Origin of the sequence: Aquimarina sp. Aq107 (assembly GCF_943733665.1) — a bacterium.
In the GTDB taxonomy this organism is placed as follows: Bacteria; Bacteroidota; Bacteroidia; order Flavobacteriales; family Flavobacteriaceae; genus Aquimarina.
Genome location: NZ_OX030782.1, coordinates 4,410,241 through 4,436,723 on the forward strand (window position 1 = coordinate 4,410,241; position 26,483 = coordinate 4,436,723).

Genomic DNA, 26,483 nt, shown 5'->3' on the forward strand with positions numbered 1-26,483 from the left:
AAGCTCTTCTCCTAAAGTGGAGTACAACATAATGTAAGGAGATGAGCTGTCATCTCAACCTATATAACAAACAGTAATTAAGTGTTGTTATTGAGTTCGTAACTTTAGAATATCCTTATATTACCTACGTAATAGTGTACAAATTTTGAAATTGTTTAATACAAATGATAGAAGAAATAGAGATAAAAACTAAATCAGGAACTCTTTCTGCCAGTATCTTTGGAGCTACTAATCCTAATGATACGGTTCTAATAATTGCTTCAGCTACAGGAGTAAAACAAGAGTTTTATAAGAAATTTGCTCAGTTTATCGCAATCAATGGAATCACCGTCATCACTTTTGATTATTATGGAATAGGTCGCTCCCTTAAAAAACCTATTAAAGAACTTAAGAACAATGCTGCCGATTGGGGAAGAATTGATTTAGAAAGTGTACTTAAATACACATTAAAAAATTTCTCGGCGTCCAAAAAGGTATTGTTGGGTCATAGTATAGGTGGACAATTGATAGGATTATCTGAGACTTCCACAACAATGCTCCTATGAAAAGCACTAGCCAAGTTCTTCAAAGTTAATATTTATTTTCTAATTATCTCATATTGATTATTCTGTGGTGTTGAAATGTTGATAATTCCGATAGGATTATCAATATTTCAATGCCTTTAAATAACTTGCTCCGCATCCTATATGTGATCAACTCAAAATGGCCGTCACCAGCATCTGTATGATTATAAGTTATAATAAACCTGTCCACTTGCTAAAAATATGTGATCCTTTATTAAAAAAAAGGTCACCCACATTGTTTTGTGATACAGGTTAAACTACTTGTTGTGAGCTTTATTATTATTATTCTACAACGCCTATTTCGTAAGGAATTCCTGTTTTTATTACTCCTAAAGTTCTACTCAATAATTTACGAGCGACCTTGATGATAATCGTCTTTACATTTTTGCCTATATGGGTACGATAATAAGCCTGCATTACTGGATCTGTTCGTATAGATTGCCATGAAGCTTCTATAAAATAACTGCGCATTAAACGATGGGCTCGCATAGTGATTCCTGTACTTTTTTGACTATCTCCACTCTGATGTATTCCAGGGGCTAACCCTACATAACCTGCTAAATGCTTTATATTATTAAAGCGTCTTAGATCTCCTAGCTCACACAAAATACCACATGCTACGATACCGCCTATACCTGGGATACTTCGTAATAAATAATAATCATTCTTATAATGCTTACGACAATAGGCTCGCATTTTTGTTGAAACTTCGCGTAGCTCCTTATCGATAAATCGAAAACTTCGCATGCGACTTGATAAGCTCTCGCGGGCTGTTGGATAATCAAAAACAATCCCATCTAACCAAGACCTAAAATTATGGCTCCAATGATCATTATCAAATTCTTCTGGTATACTAATACCAAAATATAATAATTGCATCTTTATGTAACTTTTTACGCGACGATAGTCCTTTACTAAATCGTTGCGTCTTCGAAACAAACTACGTAATTGTTCCCGCTCAATATCTGGAACTACTATACTATCCAAGCGTCCGTCTTTTAGTTCCCTACTTATTAACTGTGCATCTATTTTATCTGTTTTTGTATATTTCTCTTTCCCTTTGCGATGAATATCTGCAGGGTTTACTACCAAGGATCGCCATCCATAACTTTTAAATGCCCGATGGGCATAATAGCCACAACAACCTGCCTCATAAGCAGTACTTACTTCATAGTCTGTAAAATGTTTTAAAACATAGTCTCGCAACAATTCTGGCTTTGGTGGCATAGTAAATGATTTTCCTGAAAATAATTCTGTTGCGCAGTCTATTTTCCAACTACGTTTGTGAATGTCAATTCCAATGTATAATTTTGGTTGAGCGGTAATTTGAGTATTCATATCTTTTATATTTTTGTGAATTATAAAGATACTCGACTTACTGCTTTTTCATGGATGCTAAAATAGTCTTAGTAGCAGCTCAATCGGGTTTCTGGAAATTTTGGAAAGGAAGGGGTAAAGCAAAAATGTGGTTTAATTGGTATGTCTTATTTCCTGTTCTTATCAACATTTTTGGCTATCTACCCTCAAAAAGGATTAGTGGAATGGAAGACCTTCCAAAAAATGTAGCAAATCAGTGGCGAAATTGGGGAAAGAATAGTAATTATCTCCTAAGCGATATTAATATATCAGAATCTTTTTTCGATAAAATTCATTCAGAAATTACCGCTTTTAGTATAGATGACGACAAATTTGCTCCAAAAAAAGCTGTAGACTGGATGACAGCACAGTATTCAAAAGCAAAGAAGAAATCAATACATCTAGCTCCCAAAGATTATGATACAGGTAAAATTGGACATTTTGGAGTTTTCAAAGATAAATTCCAAAAAACAATATGGGAAGAATTCCTAAATGAAATTAAATAGTGCAATGCGTGGTTTAGGCAAGAACTAAACATTGAGGTGAATGGACATAGTGATTATAATAGCTTTATCCTGTATTGACACTAATAGGTACCGTGTCCAATGATTAAGAAAAATTAAATTCTTAAGGACTATTTCATAAATTCTGATATTAAATGAAACTAATTATGTTTAATTGACGAGTACTAAAGAAAAGTGTAAATTGTTGTACCTATGTTGTACCTGAGCATAAAAAAAGCCTAGATTTCCATCTAAGCTTTTTTCGTACCTCGGGTGGGAATCGAACCCACACTCCTTGCAGAACCGGATTTTGAATCCGGCGCGTCTACCAATTCCGCCACCGAGGCATTAAAAATAAAATCTGGATTTTGAATCCAGCGCGTCTACCAATTCCGCCACTTGAGCAACTTTGAATGAATTGGACGGCAAAATTAAAAAAATATTTTATCACATCCATTAAATAAGTAATAAAATACGAGCCAGAGTAGAAATAAATTTTTAAATTTGCACCTTGTTTTTAGAAAATAAGTTTTAACTCATTACAAAACAACATTTTACCCTATGCCTAATTTAATTACAGAAGCAAAATTTTTTGCTTGTAACCAAAGTACTGAACTCGCAGAACAAATTGTGAAAGCATATGGTGCGAAATTAGGTAAGGTCATTACGTCTACATATAGTGATGGTGAGTTTCAGCCTTCTTTTGAAGAATCTGTAAGAGGATCTAGGGTGTTTATTATTGGATCTACACATCCAAACTCTGATCATTTAATGGAAATGTTGTTAATGTTAGATGCTGCTAAAAGAGCTTCGGCAAGACACATTACTGCTGTGCTACCATATTACGGATGGGCACGCCAGGACAGAAAAGACAAACCAAGAGTTCCTATTGCTGCAAAGCTTATTGCTAAAATGCTAGAAACTGCAGGTGCAACAAGAATCATAACTATGGACTTGCACGCTGATCAAATTCAAGGGTTTTTTGAAAAACCAGTAGATCATTTATTCGCATCAACTATATTTTTACCTTATTTACAATCGTTAAATTTAAGTGATTTAACAATCGCTTCTCCTGATATGGGTGGTTCTAAGAGAGCATACGCATATTCTAAAGCTTTACAAAGCGATGTAGTTATATGTTACAAACAACGTGCTAAGGCTAATGTGATTTCTCATATGGAATTAATAGGAAATGTGACCGGTAAAAACGTAGTGTTAGTAGATGATATGGTGGACACTGCAGGTACACTTACTAAAGCTGCTGATCTTATGATGGAAAGAGGAGCAAAAAGTGTTAGAGCAATATGCACACACCCTATTCTTTCTGGAACAGCTTATGAAAAATTAGAAAACTCGAAATTAGAAGAATTAATCGTAACTGACTCTATTCCTCTAAAACAAAAAAGTGATAAAATTAGAGTAATTACTTGTGCTAATTTATTTGCAGATGTTATGAATAGAGTTCATAACAATGAGTCTATTAGCTCTAAATTTATAATGTAAATTAATAATTATTAATATATTTTAAAATGAAGTCATTAACAATCAATGCATCTCAAAGAGAAAGCGTAGGCAAGAAAGCAACAAAAGCCTTACGTAATGCTGGACGGGTACCTTGTGTTATTTATGGTGGAGACACTATTATACACTTTGCAGCGCCAGAAATTGCTTTTAAAAACTTAGTGTATACTCCAGACGTTCATACCGTGGTAATAGCGTTGGATAATGGTACAAAAATCAATGCCATCTTACAGGATATTCAATTTCACCCTGTAACTGACAGAATTTTACACATCGATTTTATTCAGATTTTTGATGATAAGCCAATCACTGTAGAACTTCCTTTCAGAACTACAGGAGCTGCAAAAGGGGTTCTTAACGGAGGAGTATTACGTTACAACTTAAGACGTATCAAAGTAAAAGGTCTTGCTTCTAATTTACCTGATCTAATCGAAGGAGATATTACAAACCTAAAAATAGGTAACAAATTATATGTGACTGATGTAGCTAGCGAAGATTTCTCTATTCTACACCCAGAAAACACTGTAATCTGTATGGTTAAAACTTCTCGTACCGCAATTGTGGATGATGAAGATGAAGATGAAGAAGGAGAAGCAACAGCTGCAGAAGCACCAGCTGCTGAAGCATAATCTTTTCTTTACAGAGATAACAATCAAAAAGCATTCTGATTCTATTTTCAGAGTGCTTTTTTTATTTTTACAGAAAAGAAACACAAATGTTCTCTCTATTTAGAAAAATATTCTCTAATCAAACTCAAAATACAAAAGAAGAAACCCAGGAAGATCTCATGAAAAAATTTCTTGTTGTAGGTCTTGGCAATATTGGACCTAAGTATCATAACACTCGGCATAATATCGGCTTTAAAATTCTTGACGCCCTAGCAAAAGAAGAAAATCTTGATTTTGAAACTGAAAAACTTGGTGATTTAACAACTTATAAGTACAAAGCGCGAACCATCTTACTATTAAAGCCTAATACGTACATGAATCTTAGCGGAAAAGCTGTAAGGTATTGGTTAACTAAGGAAAAAATACCTATTGAGAACCTTTTAGTTATAACCGATGATATTAATCTTTCTTTCGGCACCATTAGAGTTAAGGCAAAAGGAAGCGCCGGAGGACACAATGGGCTAAAAGATATTGAGGCACAACTTAATACATCAAAGTATTCTAGATTTAGGTTTGGCGTTGGAGCAGAATTTAACAAAGGCAGGCAAGTAGATTATGTGCTTGGCGAATGGAATTCTGAAGAAGAAGCTGCTATGCACGAACGATTAGATAAAGGAGTTGCCCTTATCAAATCCTTTGTTAGTGCAGGATTAGCTAACACAATGAATACCTTTAACGGAAAATAAATAGCAGATCTCACAACATTTGCTTAATTTTATAGCTAACAATTCTTACTACCAATACATTGTAATGAGAATTAGACAAATGTAGATGAACCCTATACGGTTTTAATTAAAATAATCTTCTTGAAACAAAATACATATACTCAATTGAAAGTAGTTATCGCGTACAATTACGAATTCCGTTTTACTAAAAAAATAAATAAAAATTAACGGATGAAACGTTATACCGACGCTAACACATATGATAACCATACTCCATCAGTCGTTACCATTGGAACTTTTGATGGTGTTCATATTGGTCACAAAAAGATAATTGAACGATTAGTAGATGCTGCTAAACGTGATCATCTAGAATCTGTAATTCTTACCTTCTTCCCGCACCCAAGGATGGTTTTACAAAAGGATACAAGTATAAAACTCATTAATACTATTGAGGAGCGAATACAAATTTTAGAAAAAACTGGATTAGATAGTTTGGTAATTCATCCATTTACAAAAGAATTTTCTCGTCTTTCTGCAAAAGAATACGTGGAAGAAATGTTGATAAACAGACTAAATGTTCGTCATGTAATTATTGGCTACGATCACCGTTTTGGACGCAATCGCAATTCTAATATTACAGATCTTGCCTCTTTTGGAATTCAGAATGATTTTACCGTAGAAGAAATCTCCAAACAAGATATTGATGATGTTGCTGTAAGTTCTACTAAAATCCGAGAAGCTTTACTCGAAGGAGATATTATTAAAGCGAACAAGTACTTAGGGTATAACTTTATGCTAACCGGTAAAATAATAAAAGGTAAAGAGTTAGGACGAAAACTAGAATACCCCACAGCCAATCTTTTTATAGAAGAGGATTATAAACTGATTCCAAAAAAAGGAGTGTATGTTGTAAAATCCCACATAAATAATAAAATGTATTTCGGTATGATGAATATCGGTAATAATCCCACTGTAAACGGGACGCATCAAACTATCGAAACTCATTTTTTTGATGCATCATTTAACCTATATGAAAAGAAAATACAGATCGAAATGCTCATTCGTATTAGAGACGAGAAAAAATTCGATTCTATAGAGGATTTAAAAAATGCAATGCAAGATGATGAAGATTTTTCTAGAGATTACATAAATTCTACGGTATGATCAATCGCTGGTTATTTACACAAATAGATAATAGTGCTTTAATAATTTTTAGAGTATTTTTTGGGTTTCTAATTACTGCAGAATCTTTTGGAGCCATACTTACGGGCTGGGTTAGGAGAACTCTTGTAGAACCTCAATTTACTTTTAACTTCATTGGATTAGAATTTTTACAGCCACTTCCAGGAAACGGAATGTATTATTATTTCGCCCTTATGGGAGTTTTTGGAATCTTTATTATGATAGGTTTTAAATACCGCTGGAGTATGATTTCTTATACTATTCTTTGGGCTGGTGTTTATTACATGCAAAAAGCTTCTTACAACAATCATTATTATCTGCTATTATTACTTTGTATTCTTATGAGTACATTACCTGCCGGAAATTATTTTTCTTTAGATGTCAAGAAAAATCCAGCACTTAAACGAATCTCTATGCCTAGATGGTGTATTTTATTCATAATATTGCAGTTATGGATTGTATACACATATGCATCGGTTGCTAAACTATACCCAGATTGGTTAGACTTTAGTGTAGCTAGAAACTTAATGCTATCTAAAGCGGATTATCCTATTGTTGGAGAAGTATTACAACAAAAATGGGCTCATATAGCTATTGCATATTTTGGAATTTTATTTGATTTACTTATTATCCCATTATTGCTATGGAGAAAAACACGCTTAGTTGCATTTATTATTAGCATCTTTTTTCACCTTTTTAATTCCATTGTATTTCAAATTGGAATATTCCCATACTTATCATTAGCGTTTACAGTCTTTTTCTTTTCTAAAGAACGTATTCATAGTCTTTTTATGGCTAAGAAAGAGTTCTACTCAGCAAATGAGTTAATTGTTCCATCATACAGAAAATTATTAATCCCAGCATTGGCTATTTGGTTTATAATTCAACTTACTTTACCAATTCGTCATTGGTTTATTCCTGGTGACGTTTTATGGACTGAAGAAGGACATAAACTGAGCTGGAGAATGATGTTACGAGGCAGATCAGGATATACTAATTTTTATGTGGAATTTAATGACAACACTTGTAAGAGAGTTAAAATAGATAAGAATCAGTATTTATCAAAAAAGCAACGCCGTATTGTAAATACAAAACCTGACGCAATCTGGCAGTTTGCTCAATTTCTCAAAAAAGAACACCAAAAAGAAGGAAGGGATATAGCAGTATATGTAAAAAGCAGAGTTTCTGTAAATCGTAAAAAATCTAGAGTACTGATAGATCCCGATGTTGATCTAACAAGTGTAAAATGGAATTATTTCGCAACTAATCCCTGGGTTATTAAATATGACAAAGAATAGGTATTTCTAAATTGATAGCATATATTCAATGTAGTACTATGGATATTTTAATTAAGAAGTTTTTAATATTAATTATACTAGTTTCATTTTCTAGCAAAGCTCAGGAAAAGAAAGACTGGTATTCCTCTTTCGGAAAGATCCCTAATACCGTGGACAAACATTACTATAGGGATCTAGAAAACGCGAAAGATCTTCTAGAAAAAGTTAAGTTTATTGATACGATTGCTACAATTCATATTCAGGCAGGAAATACAGACTCGATATTGCATTACGGAGAACTTTTAAAAAATGAGATTCTTATAGAAAAGGATAATTTTTCTAATTACAATCTCTATCTATCCAAGTCTTATAATATCCTTGGTAAAGGTAAACTAGAAAAAGGATTGTTTGATGATGCTATGAAACATCATTTAGATGGTATTGCTATTTCTTCGACTTCCGAAATGAATAGAATGCATTATATTCATCAATTAGGGTTAGGAACAGTGTATTTGCATCAAAAGGAATATGACACGGCTTTATCTGTATTCGAAAAATGTATAGAAAAAAGCAAAGACAATGATGTACTAGTATTAGCAAAAAAATTATCTGCAGATGTATTCTTTTTCAAGAAAGATATACCTAAAGCAAAATCCACATATCTTCAGGTTTTAGAGGAATTAAAAATTTACGAAAACAATAAAATACGACTAGAAACTCAATTAAAACTTGGTAGAATCGATTTTTTTGAAAATAACCTCGCTCATGCGCTTGAGTATTTTAGATCGGTGAAGGATATCGCCTTAGAAAGTAAATTTTATGATCTCTATATAGACGCGGTAATACGAATGGGAATCGTTTATTACAATCAAGGGCATGTTAAGGATGCAGAAATGATCCTGTCCACTGCATACGTAAATACTATGCAATGGAATAAGCTTGAGCTACAAAGAGATGTCATTATGGTACTTAAGGACATTAAAGTAGCCGATAAAGACTATGAGAATGCTTATAATTTGATGACTCAATACTTATCCATCTCCAACCAAATTCTTAAGAATCAAAATAAGGCTATTGTAAAGGATATGGAAGTTAAGTATCAAACTTTACAAAAGGAAAAAGAAATTTTATCCCTTAAAGAAGAAAAACTACTTAAGGAAAGTGAACTAAAAAGACAACGAACTATTAAAAAAGCATTCCTTATAGGTTTCTTAGCAGTGCTACTACCAGTAATAGCATTACTGTTTGTATACTTCCAAAAATTAAAAACACAAATTGAATTAAACAAATCTCAGAAACAAGTCAATTCTCAAAAAGTTCACGGTTTGATGAAAGACCAAGAGCTCAACCTGATAAATGCTACTATGGATGGCCAAAACAAAGAACGAAAACGTCTTGCAAGAGAATTACACGATAGTATAGGAGGAAATTTAGCTAGTATTAAATTACAACTTTCTAGCTCAAATGACAACGGAACGTTACAAACAAAAATTATAAAGCAAATAGATGAGACTTATCATCAAGTCAGGGATTTATCACATAATCTAGCTTCCAAAAAGTTTCAAAACAATGGTATTTCTACGCTAATAAAGGAGTATGTTAATAATATCCAACAAGGGAGCAATCAAAATATATCATTCAACCCTCATCCAGAAGAAAAGATTAATGAAATTGAAAGCCCTTTAAAAGAAGAATTATTCAAAATCGTTCAAGAACTATTAACCAACACTCTTAAACACGCTAAAGCCGATCATATAGATATTTATCTAAATGAATACCAAACTTCATTACAGCTTCTTTTTGAGGACAATGGAATTGGTTTTGACACCGCTAAAATAAAAGACGGAATTGGTTTTAAAAATATAAGAAACCGACTAAGTCCTTTATCTGGTAAAATGATGATAGATTCTACAGAGAATAGAGGGACTGTAGTTAACATAGAAATCCCTGTATAAAATCAAAAAACATGTAAGAATTCTTACTACGCCTTACTTTCTAAGCCACGTATCAGGGTCTAGATAAAACATCTTACGATTTCCCTGTATAACTTCTGGATCTCTTAACCACCAATAAGGAAATGGAGTTGTGATCGTGTAATGTAGATGTGGTGGTTTACCTATTGCATTACCACTATTTCCTACTGTTCCTAATTTGGTTCCAGACGCTACTGGTTGAAACGGAAAAGCATCCACCTCATCTAAGTGTGCATAATAATGAAACCTCCACTTGGGTCCAAGTACCATAACTGTCTTCCCTCCTTTGCCCCCTTCATAGGTATACAAAACGATACCATATGTTGATGAAATCACATCAGTACCTTTTTCTTTAAAAACATCAATGCCCTTATGCGTTACAGAACTTCCCCAAGGATATGCCCAAAAAGAATGATCATCCCAATCTTTTGCCGTGGCACCTTTTACAGGAATTATCATTTTTTGGGGAACCAAAAATCCTAATCCAATTACAACCAAAGGGATTAATGTAAACTTTCGGGTTCTTTTATTTCGATATAATGAACCTATTAGAATCAAAAGTGAGGCTAAAAAACGTCTTGTAGTTGCAGTGATCATATATTAAATATACGATATATACTATTAGCTGTTTAGTCAATTAAAACTAGAAAAAACGAGGCTCCCTTTTCAGGCAACCTCGATAATCATTAATTTACAACAAACAATTCCCCATAAAACAGCGTACTGGACACCATTGATTAGTGGTATGTGAATTACCTCCTGCACACCAGTAGATATTCCCTTTTCCGTTAATTTGTTGTTGTTCCGATTTACTTAACGCTTTACCGAAATCTAAAATTGATTTTTTCATGATTAATTAATTTGATATTAAAGACAACACATCCCATTTTGCACACTTCCTAAACAACGACCTCCTGGAAAAGGATCTCCCCAAGCAGTACCATTTGCAGCAAATGAACACTCGCTACCATTTACGAATTCTCCTCCTTCTAAAATATAATCAGAAGAACAACCGCAAGCTACAAAACCTCCTCTTCCTCCGTGAATGTCTTTTTGTTCTGATTTGCTAAGTACTTTCCCTAAGTTTAACAATGAATTTTTCATAAGTAAATAATTTAAAATGATTAAGTCCTTGAACATTTTACGACACTCAAGGTTTGTGTCAATACATTTATAAAACCGATAGTTATTTCTGTATTTTCATTATTTCTAGTCTATAATAGCTGTAGATTCATAAAACTGCTTTAACTAAAGCATATTTTCATATAAACCTTTAATGAAATACATAAGAAAGATGACGTTGTATTTAAAAAATTGACACTTCTTTATTGCAAGAGACCTTATTCTCTTTAAAATATTAACGCAACCATATGTAGTATCGAGTCTTTCAAAATGAATTTCATTTCTCCTAACTCTTCATACTTTTATGATTTGTTACCCATTTTTTTTTAAAAAAAATAAAAATAAAGAAGATGAAAATTAGAGATCCCATGATATAATAGGGAATAAAGTTGTTTTCAAAAGCTTGATTGGTATCTCCAATTAATACAAAAGAAGCCCAATAATAGGGAGACGCTTCCGACAATGAATGTTCTTTTAAGTATTTTCTTTTAGCATTACTTAACGCTTCTACTTTAGATGAAGAAGCATTCAAATCTTCATAGAAATATTTCATAATACTAGAAGTAGAGGTATCATTAACATTCCATAAGGATGAAATAACAGTATTTGCTCCAGCATAAAAGAACCCTCTTGCTAAACTAAAGACACCCTCACCTTTATTAATTTTTCCCAGGTTGGTTTGGCATGCACTTAACACTACGAGATCTGAATTATTTTTATAGGTGTATAGCTCATGAAGTTTAATAGTATCTTGAAAAAAGTAAATCTCAGGCTTTTCTCCGGAATTCGCGTGAGTAGCCAAATGTATAATCTTTGCATCCATACTCTTTTTCATAAATATTTCTTTACTTGCTTGTTCAAACAAATATGTCTCTCCATTTAAAATAGTATTAATTGAAAAAACTTCTTCCTCGGTAGTACTAAGCTCTGGAAGATTAGCATTCGAAAATTGAATTGGTGCAAATCCAACAAAATCAAGATTCGTTTTTCTTTCGGCTTTACTATTATATTCTAAAAAGGATGCAGAATATGCATAACTCATGTCATTTTGCTCAATTAGATATTTCAATGATTCCGGACTTACATTAAAAGCTTCAAAAGGGATGTTTTGCATAGCAACATCTGGAATAAGTACCAAATGTTTATTCTTAATCATTTTTTTAAAATGGTCTCCAGGAAAAAGTTGTTGATAGATAGCGTAAGAAACATCTTTAAAAGAGATCAATTCTTTTTTCTTTTTTAAAGGCCTCGATATTAATCTTCGATACTTATCTAAATTAACTAATAAATCATTGGCGTTTTTTACTTTAAAACTAAACGTATTTTTAGAAGTGATTACGAGTCCAAAAACATTTTTCTCTTCAACATTTTGTTCATCGAGCGTGTATGAAATAATTACTGTATACGAATCTAACTTTTCCTTTACTTGTAAAAGTGCGGACGGCTTTATTCTTAATCTTTTATCAAAGTATTTCGGATTTAGCTTATGGAGTGAATCATTAAAAGCTTGATAAGACTTTTTTAATTCGAACAAGGAATCTTTTTCTTTACTATAAATATCCTGATTGTGGTGTATGTTAGCTTCTAGACTTAAAATATTCTCTTTTAATGCTAGTCTTTTATCGAGTAACTCCTTTGGCAAATCATATTGAATTGTATTTTCTTTAACACCTTGTATTAGTAATAAGCCCTTGTTTTTTTCCATAAAACGGAATAAAGAAGCATTATCCCCTAAAAGATATGCTGCTCGTACTCCCATGGTATAGGTGTCAGAAACCTCTTTACGCCATAATAATTTTGTATTAATCTCGAAACTGTTCTCTATGATTACAGTAACAAGTCGATCACTAATTGTTACTGTATTGATTACTTGTTCTAGATATGTAAGATCTTTAGTTTTTTCGTATAAATCAAATAGAATTATTATTTTACTTCGTAATGCTCTAAAAACATTTCTTCTATCATCCGTATCGAACAATTGTAGTTCTGATGGAGTACGATTAGTCAACTCGCCATTTAGTCCAAAACTCCAACTCAATGAATTTTCAATATTTTGAAGAGCTAATTTGTAATTCCCACGTTCTCTAAAATAGTTTGCAATATTTCTATAACTTTCGGCCTTTCTGTTTTCATTATTTTTATTAAATATCAAACTTCGCTGTAGATAGAATAACGCACTATCTTTTTGATAATCAAAATACAACTCCCCTAAATTTACATATGAATTAGAAATTACCGAAGAGTCCTTTTGTTCCATTCCTCTTTCTAAATTCTTAATATAATAATATTTGGATTTGCTAAAATCTTTCAGGTATGCATTAGCATATAAATTTGCATAAGTAACGTTTAATGAATAAAAGTTTTTTTGTGAAAGTAGTCTTTCGTTTAATTGTATTAAACTATCCGCGTTTTTTAATAATTCAACCCCTTGCCTAGAGGATGTTTTGGTATCTAACTCATCGCAAATAATCGTAGTATTAATGTATAAAGATAAAAGGCTTGACTCTAAAGAACTGTTCTTATTTGAATCCGTTTCTAATAAGTAAATTCCTTTTTTGGAGTAATTCAACGCTTTATATAGTTCTCCTTTTCGTCTATAATGTTTACCTAACTCTCCATATGATCTCGCTACCTTGATTCTTGTAATATTAGCTTCTATCACATTATTAAAACACCAAACTCCCTTAGTAAATTCTCTATTTTTAAAATAAAATCTCCCTAAATTATAAAGTGCATTTTCATAAGAAACACTTTTTTTTAACTGATCATTAAAATGACTTATCTCAATCTTCGCATACTTTATCGCTAGATCATATTTTTTTTTATTGTACCACTGCACAGAAAAAAAATGAGACATTTCTAGAATATGAGTAGTATCTTTTACTGAGCTCAAAAGATGATCGCTCTCTATCTCCTTAATTATCTTTTTATTTTCTTTGAGTTTTACAAATTGTTTATAATAATTTTGGCTACTTATAGGCAGAATATGCCCGATAAGTAGCCAAAAAAAGATTTTATATTTCTTAATCTTAATCTTCAATATTTAATTAATCGCAAACAATATTTGGATCATTAATTGAATATGTTCTATAATCAATTTTAAGAAGTGCAGATTTTTCTACCGGATCTTCTGCTTCAATAGGATCCGTAGCTCTATGATTCAAATCCTGATATGGGGCATCTTCCCAATTATGAATCACCAGATCTCTATAACTCCAGATTTCTCCATTAGGATTTAATGAACAGGAAGTTACGTTAACCTGGCCGTATTCAGTCGCGTGTCTCGCTCTAATTTCGGCTTTCTGAGATTCTGTAGTTCCAACTGAATAAATAACCACAACTTCTATATCTTCGATGGTATACTGAACAGGAGTTCCATCTACAAAAGTTAAATCATCGAATTTAGCATTTCCTTCAATTTCTGTAAGTTCCTCATTTTGCTCACAAGCAAAGAAGAACAAACAACTCAGTGCCCCTAAAATAATGTTTTTCCTCATTTTTTTTACGTTTTTTATTTTCCTATTCTTCATAAAAACTTAAAATGTTACCCACGTAAAAGTATAAAATTTTATTTTTGCTTTTTAACATTTATATATGGATGGTAATTTTTTTTTAAAAGAGCTCGTAAAAGAAGATTCAAAAATAATTTCTCAAATATATAATAAAAACTTCCCTTCAATTAAAAAATTTATCCTTCTAAATAGCGGAAATACCGAGGATGCAGAAGATATATTTCAAAAATCCTTGATTCAGATAATAATTCGATACAAAAGAGAAAAATTTAGTATTTCGGGAGATTTTGATGCCTATTTAATGGCGATTTGTAAAAACTTATGGCGAAGAGAATTAAATCTTCATAAAAAAAGGGTAACAAATGTAGAAAAAGTTGAAGTACATGATGAATATATAGATAGTGCATTTGCCCTTCTAGAGCAAAAGAAACAGGAACTGTTTATTGAAAAATTTGCAGAAATTACTGGGAATTGTAAAGAGATTTTAACACTCTTCTTTGCAAAAACTCCATACGAAGAAATTGTTGCCAACACAGAATATTCCTCTGAATTGGTTGTTCGACAACGCGTGTTTAAATGCAAAAAACGTTTGGCAGAATTAATTAAAAAAGATAGTAGATATAATTCATTAAAAGAATTATGAGTTTAGAAGAAGACATATTAATTGAACGTTTTTTAAGAAATCAACTTTCTGAAAAGGAACAGAATGATTTTTTGGATACCATTGCCAATAATCAAAACTTTAGAGAAAAATTTCTTTTAGAGAAACAACTTTTTGAGACTCTAAATGAAGAAGAATGGAGTTATGCTGCAAAAATAGATGTAACAGAAATAGAAGAATATACTGCATTATATCGAAATAATGCCGATAGATTAAAACAAGTAATACATAAGGCCACAACTAGCAATAAACGGAAGAATAAAATAAGAAGATTAACCTATTTTTCTGCTGTTGCGGCTGTCGCACTATTTGCATTACTTATTAATTTTTACCCTCAAAAAAATCAAAAGACTATTAATGAAATTTATGCTAATTACAGCACCAATGAATTACCTTCTTTAGTTACTAGAAACCCTAATGAGGTAGATCCTGATTTAGCTTTTGCGGAAAGTAATTTTAAAAACAAAAACTATCAAGAAGCATTAATATATATTGATAAATTACTAGAAAAAGATAAAGATAATAGCACGTTATACATATATAAGGCTATATCTCATATGGAATTAGGTGAATATTCGCAGGCAGAAAAAAACTTAAATAGTTTTATTCATAGTGATCTTATTGACTCCGAAAAAGGATACTGGTACAAATCACTCCTATACTTAAAAACAAAAGATGTAAATAAATGTAAACAAATACTCCAAATTATTATTAAAAACTCTTATTCTAAGAATAAAGAAGCTAAGCAATTACTTGAAAAAATAGCTAATTATAAAACTTAATTATTCATACAGGGAAATACCACATTATTTAAATAAAATAAATTTTATCTAGTGCTTATTTTTTCAAAATCGCTTTTAAAATGTAGGTAATGAGGCTTGCAATACCTTAGACTCATAATGAGTAATTTTATTTTGATCAGAAAACTCAAATTTCATAATCATAACGGATTTTTCGGCTTGCATAATATATGACGTTTCTCCATCCTTTTTTGAAATCACTCTACAGTCTTCTATCATGCCTAATGTCTTATTATGGCTTTCTAAAAATTGATCAATATCATCAATAGTTTTTGTCTGCTGATACTTTTCATCTAACAAATCAAAAATCGTTGTGGGAGATAGATAATTATATCCTTTGGTAAAATCAATGATAACGGCGTCGTAATCATCTATATTCTGAGCAGAAATTGTGTGAATGAAAAGTACTGTAAATAAAAAGCAACATAGTTTCATAAATGGTATCTTTAATTCATTCGATATAAATGTAAGAAAAAACCTCCATTTATAAAATTATTTAACAGATTAAATGCGATTTTAGCAGTTAATGAGTATTTAAAAAACGAGGTTACCTAAATTAAGACAACCTCGTTTATAATTAATTTACAAAAAACAATTTCCCATAAAACAAGGAACCGGACATCTAGGAGCATTAGGCTCGCTATTGCCACCTGGACAATAATAACCTCCACTTTGTCCATTGATTTGTTTTAATTCCTCTCTACTTAAAGTTTTTCCGATGCTTAAAATTGATTTTTTCATATGTGAAAATAATTAATGATTTATATGCCTTGAACATTTATCGACACTCAAGGTTTGTGTCGTTTAAAAAAGCTATCTCTTATATTCTTTTATATATCACTTGTGTTTTTTACTACTTCACTAATTAGAAAATCATCTCTAATCAGTTAATGACTTAAATCCAAAAAGTGTTACTACAGCAAAGTTACTTTTCGTTAAGAGTTGTTATTAAATCGATAAACAACAAAGAAAATCTCATTTTATTTAAAAATTAACGGGGAAATTATTCCTAAAAATACTGATTATTGAAAGTTTAAAAACACAACAGCGACTACATAGGATAAAGTCTTAGTATGAAAAATGATTTGTTTCATTTCCATTGGTCGACAGAAAATTAGATTTGGTCTACAGAAACTTTACTCCTACCCAATCTTAAAGAAATATTGAAAAGACCTGTAGTATTTTTACATCAGAGAAAATAACAAATTAGTGTTGTTTATATGAAACATAAAATAAGTAACCGAGAGTTGCCTCTAGAAAGAAACATATAATACGTACATAAATAATATTGATCCCCAAGATCCCACGTCGTCATATTACCCAAAAGCTATGCAACAATGCATAGCTTTTTTTATTATTTATCCATAGTAATCGTGGATTAATATCATTTATTTTAAGACTAGAAATAGGTTTAAAAAATAAAAGGTTCATCTTTTTTAAAAAATTCATTCTTTCTCATTCATACAAAACCAACCTTTTCTTTAAATTTGCTCCTTTAATGCGAAAGGGATAGCAGCGACATCCTTTTGTTTTTTTATCTTAAGCTTGGTAAAGGAAAAAACAAAAGATATAGCGGATAGTCCGACCACGAGGAAGCGAGTGGAATCGCCCAAAACAAAAACCATGTTACTTGCACAACAAATCATAGCACATAAAGAAGAATATATTGCTGCATTAGCCAAAAGAAATTTTGATGCTGCTCCAATTCTAGAAAAAGTAATCAATTTAGATGAAGAAAGACGTGCTACACAGTCCAAGTTGGATAATATCAAAGCAGACTCTAACAAATTGAATAAAGAAATTGGAGTTTTGTTTAAAAATGGAGAACAACAAAAAGCTAACATATTAAAACAAAAAGCTTCTCAAATCAAGGAAAGCATGAATACTTTAGAAGATAGACTTCCAAAAGTAAAAGCTGAACTTATTGAGTTATTATATACAATTCCTAACATTCCACATTCTTCTGTTCCTGATGGACAAACTGATGAGGATAATGAAGAAGTCTTTAGAGAAGGTGATATCCCAACCTTAGAAGAAGGAGCTTTACCGCATTGGGAACTGGCAAAAAAATATGACATCATAGATTTTGAACTAGGAGTAAAAATTACAGGTGCCGGATTTCCAGTTTATAAAGGAAAAGGAGCAAGATTACAACGTGCATTAATTAGTTATTTTCTAGACAAAAATACAGATGCGGGATATAAAGAATATCAAGTTCCTCATTTAGTCAATGAAGCTTCTGGTTATGGTACTGGTCAATTACCGGATAAAGAAGGTCAGATGTATCACGTTACAGCAGATGATTTATATCTAATACCTACTGCAGAAGTTCCCGTAACCAATATGTTTAGAGATGATTTAGTAAATGAGAATGACCTGCCTATTTGTTGTACTGGATATACTCCTTGTTTTAGAAGAGAAGCAGGTTCATATGGCGCTCACGTTCGTGGATTAAATCGCTTACATCAATTTGACAAAGTAGAAATTGTACGTATCGAAAAACCAGAAAACTCTTATCAGGCACTAGATGGAATGGTAGACCATGTAAAGGAAATTCTTAATGAATTAAAATTGCCATACCGTATATTAAGATTATGCGGAGGAGATATTGGGTTTACAGCTGCTCTAACCTATGATTTCGAAGTGTTTTCTACCGCTCAAGATCGTTGGTTAGAAATAAGTTCTGTTTCTAATTTTGAATCTTATCAAGCCAATCGCTTAAAACTAAGGTATAAAGATGGTAATGGCAAAAATCAATTAGCTCATACATTAAACGGAAGCTCTCTAGCATTACCAAGAGTATTAGCTGGTATTTTAGAAAACTATCAAACACCAAAAGGAATTAAAATACCAGATGTTTTAGTGCCTTATTGTGGGTTTGAATATATCGACTAATTCTTTTAGAGCTAGATAATCAGCTAGTTTAACAATACTTATAACATAATATCAAAGCGCATTTTGCTATATTTACAAAAAAACTTGCAGCATGCGCTTTATTTATCTTTGTATCATTTTTCTTTTTGCTATTCCTATGTTTGGTCAATCCGAACAGCTAGCAAAAAACTATGTGCAACAAGGTGAATATGAAAAAGCACTTTCTGTGTATAAAAAATTACATACCAGAAACCCTAATCGTATTACCTACCTCCTAGGTCTGGTAGAATCTCATCAACAATTAGAACAGTTTGAAAAAGCAGAAAAAATTCTGCAGAAACAAATTGAGAATAAACCAAAGAACGCACAACTACTTGTTGAATTGGGTCACCATTACGAAGTTCAAGGGAATTCTGAAAAAGCCACTACTTATTATAATAAAGCTTTAAAAGTTTTTAATAGTAATAATGTAAATGCGGCGTATTCACTAGCGCAAACTTTTGAAAAATACAATCTTTTAGATCAAGCAGCCTTAATTTATGAAAAAGGAATGGCATCTAACCCAGGAGCTAATTTTAATGTACAACTTGCTAAAATTTACGGAGAACAAGGTAAACTAGAAAAAATGTTCGACAGTTATCTTTCATTACTACAATTACAACCAAATTATAAAAACATTGTTCAACGTAATTTTAATCAATATATCACAGATGACCCATTAAATAATGCCAATGTTATTTTCAGAAAATTATTAATCAAAAAATTACAACAAAATCCTGATATTATATATAATGAGATGTTAAGTTGGCTTTTTGTTCAACAAAAGGACTTTAAAAAAGCGTTTGTACAAGAAAAAGCAATCTATAAAAGAAAAGATCAAGGGTTACAAGGTATCATTGGGCTTGCCCGAATTGCTATAGGCGCTAAAGATATAAAATCCGCTACCCAGATTTTAGATTACATACTAAACGCACCTGCTGGGAATGATATGAAATTGACAGCTCATAAAATCATTTTAAAAGCAAAAACCGATCTTGCTGATAAAAAGGATTACAAAGAAATCAAACAACAGTACGAAGAAGTATTCGAAACCTATGGAAAAGGCTCGCAAACCATCGGTTTACAAATAGATTACGCTCATTTTTTAGCATTCAATCAGGATAATAAAAAAGAAGCAATTGAATTCTTAAAACGTCTATTAAATCAAGAAAGACTTTCGAGATTTCAATCTTCTAGAGCTAAAATGAAAATTGCAGATATTTTAGTTTTAGATCAAAAATTTAATCAAGCACTTATCTATTATACGCAAGTACAGAATGCATTAAAAAATAACTTTCTAGCCCAAGATGCACGTTTTAAAGTAGCTAAAACTAGTTATTATAAAGGGGATTTTGCTTGGGCGCAAACTCAGTTAGATGTACTAAAATCATCTACCTCTCAATTAATTGCTAATGATGCTATGGAATTAAGTCTTATTATAAGTGATAATTCTTTAGAAGATTCGACGCAAACAGCTTTAAAGATTTTTGCCAGAGCTGACTTGTTAGCTTTTCAAAATAAAAACCAAGAAGCAATCACTAAATACGAAGAAATTTTAGTGAATCACAAAGGAGAAAAAATTGAAGATGAAGCTTTTCTTAGACAAGCGAAATTATTTGAAAAAGAAAAAGAATTCGAAAAAGCAAAAGTAAACTATCTCAAAATCATCGAATTCTATCCTGATGACATATTGGTAGATGATGCCTATTACTGGTTAGCAGAATTATATGTAAACATTCTGGGTGAACCTGAAAAAGCAAAAGAATTATATGAGAAGTTAATCTTTAATCACGCGGACAGTATCTATTTTGTAGATGCTAGAAAAAAGTATCGAACACTGCGTGGTGATGCCATCAATTGATTCTTTTTTAAAATATATTTTCCTTCTATATATTATTCTATCCAAAACTCAAATAACAATGTGATCGTTATAACAGGTCTACGCTTCTTCGTAACTTTGTAAGTTAATTATAAAAGCATTGATTCCCTTAGATCAATAAAGACAATTACGAATATGTATATTTACAATGTTACTATTAATATAGAAGAGACTAAGCACCAAGAATGGTTATCCTGGATGAAAAATGAGCATATTCCTGATATGCTCGCAACAGGGAAGTTTAGTAAAGCCTTAATGAGTAAGGTGTTGGTGGAAGAGGAAATGGGAGGCTATACATATTCTGTACAATACACAACGGATAGTAAAAGTACCTTAGAACAATATTATAAAGTAGACGCAGAAAGATTAAGAGCTAAAACAAATCGATTTGCAGGACATTTTGTTGCGTTTAGAACAGAATTAGAAATTATTAGTGAACAATAATATGAAACAATATAGACCAACATTACTGTATGCTATTAAGATTTTTGGTCTTATAGTATGTGCTGGTTTTGGGGTTTTTATAATTAGTGTTTTTTTAAATATTGTTTCATTTTTTATAGCAAGCTCTATTTTCGAAAAAATTATAACTGTAGTTCTTATTGCTTTATTTATAATATCCGCATTTTTAATAATACGTTCTAACAATCCTGGTATTACTACCTATGAAGATTATATAAATATCGGCAACCAAGATATACCCTATAATTTAATCCAAAGTTTTTATCCAGCTAAGGGTGGTTCTGAACCTTATATTATTACTACAGACGGAGAAAAAATTGATCTTGAAATTTCTTGGCTTTCAAAAAAAGATAGAATAGAAATCGAAAAGACAATCCTAGAAAATATAAAACCTTTAACAAAACAAGTTTAGGATGTCCTCTAAATTTAAAAAAAATAAAAAGCAATCATCTAACGATAGAGTTCGAACAGAAAAAACTGCTGTGCGTGCTAAAAAACATTTGGGTCAGCATTTCCTAAAAGATGAAAATATTGCTAAAAAAATTGGAGACACATTAACACTAAACGGTTATACTAATGTAATTGAAATAGGCCCAGGAATGGGTGTACTTACTAAATATATACTACAAAAAGATGTAGATTTAATTGCTATGGATTTAGATACAGAATCTATAGATTACCTCAATACTAGTTTCCCTTTAGAACATCCAGAAATTAGAAATGGAAAAGGAGCTTTTAAAGTTATCGAAGCAGACTTTCTTAAATACGATTTAGATACATTATTTGACAATGATCCATTTGCTATTACTGGTAACTTTCCATATAACATTTCCTCTCAAATTGTTTTTAAGACATTAGAAAAACGAAAACGAATTCCTGAGTTTACCGGGATGTTTCAGAAAGAAGTAGCCCAACGTATTTGTGAAAAACCAGGAAGTAAAGCCTACGGTATTTTATCGGTATTAACCCAGGCATTTTATAATGCTGAGTATTTATTTACAGTTCCTCCTTCTGTTTTTAATCCTCCGCCCAAGGTGGATAGCGGAGTTTTACGATTGATTCGAAAATCAAATCACACACTTCCTTGTGATGAAAAACTTTTTTATAAAGTAGTCAAGACTTCTTTTGGGCAACGAAGAAAAACATTGAGAAACAGTCTTAAAACATTTCAATTACCTGATGAAATAAAAGAAATGGAAATACTAACTAAAAGACCAGAACAGTTAAGTGTTAATCAATTTATAGAACTCACTTTGTTGATTGAAAAATCAAGAATTTAATTCATTTAACGTCAATCTAAACTGCAATTCAATTCTTTGGTTATCTTTGTGAGCGTTTGTAAAGAAATCCCATAAACAAGTACACTATGTCATTCGAGATTTCAGATGAGCTTATCGATCAAGTAAAGCATCTTATTGAAGATGTAAGCGATACTCGTTTACAAGAAATGCTCGATGAAATCCACTTTGCCGATATTGCCGAAATAATCGGTGAGCTTAACTTATATCAAGCAACTTACTTAATTAAATTATTAGATAGTGAAAAATCTTCGGAGGCTCTAATGGAGTTAGAAGAAGATTTCCGAGAACGTATTCTTGAAAACCTATCTGTAAAAGAAATTGCAGAAGAGTTAGAAGAAATGGACACGGATGATGCTGCAGATATTATTGCAGAACTTCCTGAAGATCGTGCAGAAGAGGTAATCGCTGAGATTGAGGATGAAAAACACGCTGAAGATATAAAAGAACTGCTGCTGTATGAAGAAGATAAAGCAGGAGGATTAATGGCAAAAGAACTTGTAAAAGTAAAAGAAACTTGGACAGTTGCCGGGTGTGTTCGGGAAATGCGTCGTCAGGCAGAAAAAGTAACCAGAGTACATTCAATCTATGTAATAGATAAAGAAGGAAAATTAAAAGGAAGATTATCTCTTAAAGATTTACTTACTGCTCCTACAAAAGCATATATCAGAGATGTTTATATCCCTAAAGTAGACTATGTTAATATAGAAACTGAAGGTGAAGAGGTAGCAAGAATTATGCAAAAATATGATCTCGAGGCCATTCCTGTAGTTGATCATGAAACGGTTCTTGTTGGTCGTATCACAATTGATGACATGGTTGATTTTATTAAGGAAGAAGCAGAAAAAGATTACCAAATGGCAGCTGGTATATCTCAGGATGTAGAAGCCGATGATAATGTATGGGAACTTACTAGAGCACGTTTACCTTGGTTAATTCTAGGGTTATTTGGAGGTTTAGGAAGTGTTTTTATTATGCAAGATTTTGAAGATGTAATGACCAATCCTAGAATACGAGATCTATTCTTTTACACACCTCTTATTGCAGCGATGGCAGGTAATGTGGGAGTTCAATCTTCAGCCATTATTGTGCAAGGTTTGGCAAATGACAATGTAAAAGGCAGTCTTTGGAAACGATTATTAAAGGAAATTGGGCTTAGTCTAATAAATGGAGTTGCTCTAGCTCTTTTAGTGATACTATTTGGAATTGTTATGAGCTACGAAATTTCATTTAGTTTAACTATCGCTACAGCGCTTATGAGTGTAATCATAGTAGCCGCTTTGATAGGTACATTTGTTCCTATAATTCTTGACAAAAGAGGTATTGATCCAGCTATTGCAACTGGTCCATTTATTACTACTAGTAATGATATTTTTGGAATTTTCTTGTTTTTTTACATCGCAAAATTAATACTTGGGTTTTAAGTTTTAGAACTCCATTAATTATAATTAGCACTACTCTTATTATGAACTCTGACGTATTTCAATATACTATCACGGTACCAAAATCCGCAATTGATGATATGAATCATGTAAATAATGTTACCTACTTGCATTGGGTACAGGATATTGCAAAAAAAACATTGGGAAACAAAAACAACAGAAACGATTAGAGACACCTACGTATGGGTAGTTTTAAATCATTTCATAGAATATCACAGTCCAGCCGTTGAACATGATGAACTAACAATCCAAACATGGATTGATCATCATCATGGTGCAAAAAGTGAACGACACACTAAAATAATAAAAACTTCTACTCAAAAAGTAATAGTTACCGCCAAAACCATGTGGTGTTTACTCCATAAAGAAACGTTAAGACCTACCAGAATCAATAAAGAAATAAGTACCTTGTTTTGACATAATTAAGTTGAAAACATGGAAGCAATTAATATTAAAGATAAACTATCTCAATTTAACAAGCAATGGCATCCACATCGCATAGCAATGGTGGATAACAATCAAGTTTATCTTGCAAAGTTAAGCGGTGATTTTATTTGGCATAAGCATGACGACGAAGACGAACTTTTTCAGGTCGTAAAAGGTACACTTTTCATGAAGTTTAGAGATAAAACTGTTAAAGTTAATGCAGGGGAAATCATTGTTGTACCAAAAGGAGTGGAACATTGTCCTTCTACAGAAAATGATGAAGAAGTTCACGTTCTATTATTTGAAAAAGCAAGCACTAAACATACCGGAGAGGTAGAAAGCGAAAGAACTGTTTCGCAGTATATTGATATTTAAATTTCGATATTGTTTTAATAGATTTTTCCTCTAAAAAAATTTAATAAAATAGGTTTATGAATATAAATAGAAGGTCATTTATCCGAAATATTGGGTTAATAGCGAGTTATAGTCTTATACCATCCACACATTTATTTTCTAATACTCCAAATAAAAAACTAGGAGTATGTTTAGTAGCATTAGGCAACTATAGTACTTCAGTCCTAGCACCAGCATTACAATTAACAAAACATTGCCAATTGACTGGAATAGTTACTGGAACACCATCTAAAATACCTATCTGGCAAAAGAAATATAATATTCCAGATAAAAATGTTTATAACTATGAGAATATGGACCGTATTGCGGATAATCCAGATATAGATGTAATATATATTGTACTACCTACCGGTTTGCACGCAAAATATGCAATTAAAGCGGCTAATACAGGAAAACATGTATGGTGTGAAAAACCGATGGCAAAAACCGAAAAAGAATGTCAATCCATCATTAGTGCTTGTAAAAAAAATAAAGTTAAACTATCTATTGGATATCGAATGCAACACGAACCCAATACACAACAAGTTATAAAATGGGCTACTACCAAACCTTATGGAAATATTAAAGAAGTTTATGCTGAAATTGGTTATAATGTAAGAAATCCAGAAAGAAGCTGGAGACTAGATGCAGCTTTAGGAGGAGGAACTATGTATGACCTAGGTGTATATTCATTAAATGCGGCGAGGTATGCAACCGCAGAAGAACCAATATCTGTAGTAGCTGAACAAATGACTACAAGACCAGATATATTTACTGAAACCGATGAAACAACGCATTTTACATTAGAGTTCCCCTCAGGCGCAATAGCCCATGGAAAAACAAGTGTTGGACATGATATGCATCGGTTACGCGTAAACACTAATAATGGATGGTATCAACTACAACCATTTTCAATGTATGGTGGCGTACAAGGCGAAGCCAGTGACGGAACTTTATTAAATACATATATAGAAAACCAACAAGCCAAACAAATGGATGATGATGCTTTATCTATAATAAATAATACTGATGTCTTAGTTCCCGGTGAAGAAGGTATAAAAGACATTAGAATTGTAGAAGCAATTTATAAATCTGCTAAAGACAAAAAGAAAATTAAATTAGTTTAATAAGTACTAAAAAAGACATAGTTTTTACCTATTAAGCAATTCTACCAATTATAATTCGTCCTTACAAGATCTAATTGCCTCATAAAACAAACGATAATCTGTGGTTGTTACAACCTCTCCTTTTGTGCTTAAAGTAACAGTACCTTTTTCTGCTATCTCACTATAAGGAATCTGTTTTTTAGCGTATCCCTTATAAACAAACTCAAAATAACTATCAGCTTTTAACTTACTTGGATTGATTAAAAAATCATATAGACCATCTTTATCTGTATAAGCCTTCATACAAGTATTTTCATCTACAACTAACTTAACAGCTACATATTCCATTTTCTTCTTCCTTTTACCTAACACTTTTCCTGTAAGTAATTCATCTTCTGCTATAGCCTCAATATCCTCGTTTCCACCTAAAGATTCTCCTTTTTGTTGAGTTTTACAAGAAAACAAAAGGGTAACAGCAAATAATAATAGTAGTGATCTCATCATATTTTAATTTTGGGTTTTGAATTATTATACATAAGCAAAGTCATTTAACTATACTTTCTCATAATTTTCAGTCAATTTACAAAATAAAACTACTTGTTTAACATAAGTATAGTAGTGTTTTTTTATAACACGCTATTATAATGGTATTTCCTAATAAATATATAAAAAAAACTCCCCAAGTATCTAAGCAATTTCCGGTTTTATCAAATAGAATGATATTTAAACTTTGTAAATGATCTAACTATCTCTATAATATA

At 31.8% G+C, this 26,483-nt stretch carries 28 protein-coding genes and 1 tRNA gene; 19 read left to right on the top strand and 10 right to left on the bottom strand.

The window, feature by feature from the left end; translation table 11 throughout:
• The first annotated feature begins 164 nt into the window (after nt 1-164).
• Nucleotides 165-545 carry a serine aminopeptidase domain-containing protein gene (locus NMK29_RS19035; protein ID WP_108803218.1) on the top strand — a complete coding sequence of 127 codons (381 nt, stop codon included), beginning with the start codon at nt 165-167 and terminating at the stop codon, nt 543-545.
• A gap of 300 nt (nt 546-845) precedes the next feature.
• Here the strand turns inward: NMK29_RS19035 and NMK29_RS19040 are convergent, their stop codons facing one another.
• Nucleotides 846-1,901 (bottom strand): IS110 family transposase, encoded by a 1,056-nt coding sequence (locus NMK29_RS19040; RefSeq protein ID WP_108803219.1) that lies wholly within the window; start codon nt 1,899-1,901, stop codon nt 846-848.
• 50 nt (nt 1,902-1,951) lie between these two features.
• On the opposite strand from NMK29_RS19040, the gene NMK29_RS19045 reads away from it, so the two are divergent.
• The gene (locus NMK29_RS19045) at nt 1,952-2,425 is read left to right on the top strand and encodes a hypothetical protein (RefSeq protein ID WP_108803220.1); all 474 of its coding nucleotides are present in this window, start codon (nt 1,952-1,954) and stop codon (nt 2,423-2,425) included.
• 262 nt (nt 2,426-2,687) lie between these two features.
• Here NMK29_RS19045 and NMK29_RS19050 read toward each other — a convergent pair.
• Nucleotides 2,688-2,769 (bottom strand) — tRNA-Leu (locus tag NMK29_RS19050).
• 214 nt (nt 2,770-2,983) lie between these two features.
• Here NMK29_RS19050 and NMK29_RS19055 point away from each other — a divergent pair.
• From NMK29_RS19055 to NMK29_RS19080, 6 genes are all read left to right on the top strand, one after another.
• On the top strand, nt 2,984-3,925 hold the full coding sequence (locus tag NMK29_RS19055; RefSeq protein ID WP_108803221.1) for a ribose-phosphate pyrophosphokinase: 942 nt from the start codon (nt 2,984-2,986) through the stop codon (nt 3,923-3,925).
• A gap of 26 nt (nt 3,926-3,951) precedes the next feature.
• Nucleotides 3,952-4,572, top strand: a complete 621-nt coding sequence (locus tag NMK29_RS19060) for a 50S ribosomal protein L25/general stress protein Ctc (RefSeq protein WP_108803222.1) — start codon at nt 3,952-3,954, stop codon at nt 4,570-4,572.
• 86 nt (nt 4,573-4,658) lie between these two features.
• Entirely contained in the window at nt 4,659-5,297 is a 639-nt protein-coding gene (gene pth / locus NMK29_RS19065; protein WP_108803223.1) for an aminoacyl-tRNA hydrolase, read from the top strand.
• A gap of 210 nt (nt 5,298-5,507) precedes the next feature.
• Nucleotides 5,508-6,440 (top strand): bifunctional riboflavin kinase/FAD synthetase, encoded by a 933-nt coding sequence (locus NMK29_RS19070; protein ID WP_108803224.1) that lies wholly within the window; start codon nt 5,508-5,510, stop codon nt 6,438-6,440.
• Nucleotides 6,437-7,756 (top strand): HTTM domain-containing protein, encoded by a 1,320-nt coding sequence (locus tag NMK29_RS19075; RefSeq protein WP_108803225.1) that lies wholly within the window; start codon nt 6,437-6,439, stop codon nt 7,754-7,756. Before NMK29_RS19070 ends, NMK29_RS19075 begins: the two co-directional genes overlap by 4 nt.
• A gap of 38 nt (nt 7,757-7,794) precedes the next feature.
• Complete coding sequence (locus NMK29_RS19080) at nt 7,795-9,690, top strand: ATP-binding protein (protein ID WP_108803226.1); 1,896 nt, start codon at nt 7,795-7,797, stop codon at nt 9,688-9,690.
• A 33-nt stretch (nt 9,691-9,723) separates the two neighbouring features.
• Here the strand turns inward: NMK29_RS19080 and NMK29_RS19085 are convergent, their stop codons facing one another.
• The 5 genes from NMK29_RS19085 to NMK29_RS19105 form a co-directional block, all read right to left on the bottom strand.
• Complete coding sequence (locus NMK29_RS19085) at nt 9,724-10,305, bottom strand: M23 family metallopeptidase (protein WP_108803227.1); 582 nt, start codon at nt 10,303-10,305, stop codon at nt 9,724-9,726.
• A 94-nt stretch (nt 10,306-10,399) separates the two neighbouring features.
• A complete protein-coding gene (locus NMK29_RS19090; protein WP_155839686.1) occupies nt 10,400-10,558 on the bottom strand; it encodes a hypothetical protein in 159 nt (52 codons plus the stop codon).
• 17 nt (nt 10,559-10,575) lie between these two features.
• Nucleotides 10,576-10,812 (bottom strand): hypothetical protein, encoded by a 237-nt coding sequence (locus tag NMK29_RS19095; RefSeq protein ID WP_108803228.1) that lies wholly within the window; start codon nt 10,810-10,812, stop codon nt 10,576-10,578.
• A 304-nt stretch (nt 10,813-11,116) separates the two neighbouring features.
• Nucleotides 11,117-13,723, bottom strand: a complete 2,607-nt coding sequence (locus tag NMK29_RS19100) for a CHAT domain-containing protein (protein ID WP_159092198.1) — start codon at nt 13,721-13,723, stop codon at nt 11,117-11,119.
• Between the two features lie 154 nt (nt 13,724-13,877).
• A complete protein-coding gene (locus NMK29_RS19105) occupies nt 13,878-14,327 on the bottom strand; it encodes a hypothetical protein (RefSeq protein ID WP_159092199.1) in 450 nt (149 codons plus the stop codon).
• A 97-nt stretch (nt 14,328-14,424) separates the two neighbouring features.
• Here NMK29_RS19105 and NMK29_RS19110 point away from each other — a divergent pair, with 97 nt between their 5' ends.
• Nucleotides 14,425-14,985 carry an RNA polymerase sigma factor gene (locus NMK29_RS19110; RefSeq protein ID WP_108803231.1) on the top strand — a complete coding sequence of 187 codons (561 nt, stop codon included), beginning with the start codon at nt 14,425-14,427 and terminating at the stop codon, nt 14,983-14,985.
• Nucleotides 14,982-15,785, top strand: coding sequence for a M48 family metallopeptidase (locus NMK29_RS19115; RefSeq protein WP_108803232.1), 804 nt, complete (start codon nt 14,982-14,984; stop codon nt 15,783-15,785). The genes NMK29_RS19110 and NMK29_RS19115 overlap by 4 nt, the downstream gene beginning before the upstream one ends.
• Before the next feature lie 75 nt (nt 15,786-15,860).
• Here NMK29_RS19115 and NMK29_RS19120 read toward each other — a convergent pair whose 3' ends face one another.
• A complete protein-coding gene (locus NMK29_RS19120) occupies nt 15,861-16,238 on the bottom strand; it encodes a hypothetical protein (protein WP_108803233.1) in 378 nt (125 codons plus the stop codon).
• 147 nt (nt 16,239-16,385) lie between these two features.
• Nucleotides 16,386-16,544 (bottom strand): hypothetical protein, encoded by a 159-nt coding sequence (locus NMK29_RS19125; protein ID WP_159092200.1) that lies wholly within the window; start codon nt 16,542-16,544, stop codon nt 16,386-16,388.
• A gap of 882 nt (nt 16,545-17,426) precedes the next feature.
• Here NMK29_RS19125 and serS point away from each other — a divergent pair.
• The 9 genes from serS to NMK29_RS19170 all read left to right on the top strand — a co-directional run bounded on the left by serS (nt 17,427) and on the right by NMK29_RS19170 (nt 25,743).
• The gene (serS, locus tag NMK29_RS19130; RefSeq protein ID WP_027393334.1) at nt 17,427-18,698 is read left to right on the top strand and encodes a serine--tRNA ligase; all 1,272 of its coding nucleotides are present in this window, start codon (nt 17,427-17,429) and stop codon (nt 18,696-18,698) included.
• Nucleotides 18,699-18,789: 91 nt separating this feature from the next.
• On the top strand, nt 18,790-20,577 hold the full coding sequence (locus NMK29_RS19135; RefSeq protein ID WP_027393333.1) for a tetratricopeptide repeat protein: 1,788 nt from the start codon (nt 18,790-18,792) through the stop codon (nt 20,575-20,577).
• Nucleotides 20,578-20,730: 153 nt separating this feature from the next.
• On the top strand, nt 20,731-21,039 hold the full coding sequence (locus NMK29_RS19140; protein WP_027393332.1) for a DUF4286 family protein: 309 nt from the start codon (nt 20,731-20,733) through the stop codon (nt 21,037-21,039).
• A gap of 1 nt (nt 21,040) precedes the next feature.
• Complete coding sequence (locus NMK29_RS19145) at nt 21,041-21,469, top strand: hypothetical protein (protein ID WP_108803234.1); 429 nt, start codon at nt 21,041-21,043, stop codon at nt 21,467-21,469.
• Between the two features lies 1 nt (nt 21,470).
• The gene (gene rsmA, locus NMK29_RS19150) at nt 21,471-22,337 is read left to right on the top strand and encodes a 16S rRNA (adenine(1518)-N(6)/adenine(1519)-N(6))-dimethyltransferase RsmA (protein WP_108803235.1); all 867 of its coding nucleotides are present in this window, start codon (nt 21,471-21,473) and stop codon (nt 22,335-22,337) included.
• Nucleotides 22,338-22,423: 86 nt separating this feature from the next.
• Nucleotides 22,424-23,779: a magnesium transporter gene (gene mgtE / locus NMK29_RS19155; protein ID WP_027393329.1), complete on the top strand. Its 1,356-nt coding sequence runs from the start codon at nt 22,424-22,426 to the stop codon at nt 23,777-23,779.
• A 114-nt stretch (nt 23,780-23,893) separates the two neighbouring features.
• Nucleotides 23,894-24,214, top strand: coding sequence for a thioesterase family protein (locus NMK29_RS19160; RefSeq protein WP_254097265.1), 321 nt, complete (start codon nt 23,894-23,896; stop codon nt 24,212-24,214).
• Nucleotides 24,215-24,232: 18 nt separating this feature from the next.
• Nucleotides 24,233-24,598 carry a cupin domain-containing protein gene (locus tag NMK29_RS19165; protein ID WP_027393327.1) on the top strand — a complete coding sequence of 122 codons (366 nt, stop codon included), beginning with the start codon at nt 24,233-24,235 and terminating at the stop codon, nt 24,596-24,598.
• A 56-nt stretch (nt 24,599-24,654) separates the two neighbouring features.
• Nucleotides 24,655-25,743, top strand: coding sequence for a Gfo/Idh/MocA family protein (locus NMK29_RS19170; protein ID WP_108803236.1), 1,089 nt, complete (start codon nt 24,655-24,657; stop codon nt 25,741-25,743).
• A gap of 48 nt (nt 25,744-25,791) precedes the next feature.
• Here NMK29_RS19170 and NMK29_RS19175 read toward each other — a convergent pair whose 3' ends face one another.
• Complete coding sequence (locus NMK29_RS19175; RefSeq protein WP_035085465.1) at nt 25,792-26,223, bottom strand: hypothetical protein; 432 nt, start codon at nt 26,221-26,223, stop codon at nt 25,792-25,794.
• Nucleotides 26,224-26,483: the final 260 nt, after the last annotated feature.

Coding starts and splice junctions, on each gene's coding strand:
- NMK29_RS19125 (WP_159092200.1), bottom strand. CDS start 16,544: ATGAAAAAATCAATTTTAAGCATCGGAAAAACTTTAAGTAGAGAGGAA.
- NMK29_RS19080 (WP_108803226.1), top strand. CDS start 7,795: ATGGATATTTTAATTAAGAAGTTTTTAATATTAATTATACTAGTTTCA.
- NMK29_RS19175 (WP_035085465.1), bottom strand. CDS start 26,223: ATGAGATCACTACTATTATTATTTGCTGTTACCCTTTTGTTTTCTTGT.
- NMK29_RS19075 (WP_108803225.1), top strand. CDS start 6,437: ATGATCAATCGCTGGTTATTTACACAAATAGATAATAGTGCTTTAATA.
- rsmA (WP_108803235.1), top strand. CDS start 21,471: ATGTCCTCTAAATTTAAAAAAAATAAAAAGCAATCATCTAACGATAGA.
- NMK29_RS19095 (WP_108803228.1), bottom strand. CDS start 10,812: ATGAAAAATTCATTGTTAAACTTAGGGAAAGTACTTAGCAAATCAGAA.
- NMK29_RS19115 (WP_108803232.1), top strand. CDS start 14,982: ATGAGTTTAGAAGAAGACATATTAATTGAACGTTTTTTAAGAAATCAA.
- NMK29_RS19105 (WP_159092199.1), bottom strand. CDS start 14,327: ATGAGGAAAAACATTATTTTAGGGGCACTGAGTTGTTTGTTCTTCTTT.
- NMK29_RS19135 (WP_027393333.1), top strand. CDS start 18,790: ATGCGCTTTATTTATCTTTGTATCATTTTTCTTTTTGCTATTCCTATG.
- NMK29_RS19085 (WP_108803227.1), bottom strand. CDS start 10,305: ATGATCACTGCAACTACAAGACGTTTTTTAGCCTCACTTTTGATTCTA.
- NMK29_RS19090 (WP_155839686.1), bottom strand. CDS start 10,558: ATGAAAAAATCAATTTTAGATTTCGGTAAAGCGTTAAGTAAATCGGAA.
- NMK29_RS19165 (WP_027393327.1), top strand. CDS start 24,233: ATGGAAGCAATTAATATTAAAGATAAACTATCTCAATTTAACAAGCAA.
- NMK29_RS19055 (WP_108803221.1), top strand. CDS start 2,984: ATGCCTAATTTAATTACAGAAGCAAAATTTTTTGCTTGTAACCAAAGT.
- NMK29_RS19145 (WP_108803234.1), top strand. CDS start 21,041: ATGAAACAATATAGACCAACATTACTGTATGCTATTAAGATTTTTGGT.
- NMK29_RS19160 (WP_254097265.1), top strand. CDS start 23,894: ATGTTACCTACTTGCATTGGGTACAGGATATTGCAAAAAAAACATTGG.
- mgtE (WP_027393329.1), top strand. CDS start 22,424: ATGTCATTCGAGATTTCAGATGAGCTTATCGATCAAGTAAAGCATCTT.
- pth (WP_108803223.1), top strand. CDS start 4,659: ATGTTCTCTCTATTTAGAAAAATATTCTCTAATCAAACTCAAAATACA.
- NMK29_RS19035 (WP_108803218.1), top strand. CDS start 165: ATGATAGAAGAAATAGAGATAAAAACTAAATCAGGAACTCTTTCTGCC.
- NMK29_RS19120 (WP_108803233.1), bottom strand. CDS start 16,238: ATGAAACTATGTTGCTTTTTATTTACAGTACTTTTCATTCACACAATT.
- NMK29_RS19040 (WP_108803219.1), bottom strand. CDS start 1,901: ATGAATACTCAAATTACCGCTCAACCAAAATTATACATTGGAATTGAC.
- NMK29_RS19110 (WP_108803231.1), top strand. CDS start 14,425: ATGGATGGTAATTTTTTTTTAAAAGAGCTCGTAAAAGAAGATTCAAAA.
- serS (WP_027393334.1), top strand. CDS start 17,427: ATGTTACTTGCACAACAAATCATAGCACATAAAGAAGAATATATTGCT.
- NMK29_RS19060 (WP_108803222.1), top strand. CDS start 3,952: ATGAAGTCATTAACAATCAATGCATCTCAAAGAGAAAGCGTAGGCAAG.
- NMK29_RS19070 (WP_108803224.1), top strand. CDS start 5,508: ATGAAACGTTATACCGACGCTAACACATATGATAACCATACTCCATCA.
- NMK29_RS19140 (WP_027393332.1), top strand. CDS start 20,731: ATGTATATTTACAATGTTACTATTAATATAGAAGAGACTAAGCACCAA.
- NMK29_RS19170 (WP_108803236.1), top strand. CDS start 24,655: ATGAATATAAATAGAAGGTCATTTATCCGAAATATTGGGTTAATAGCG.
- NMK29_RS19045 (WP_108803220.1), top strand. CDS start 1,952: ATGGATGCTAAAATAGTCTTAGTAGCAGCTCAATCGGGTTTCTGGAAA.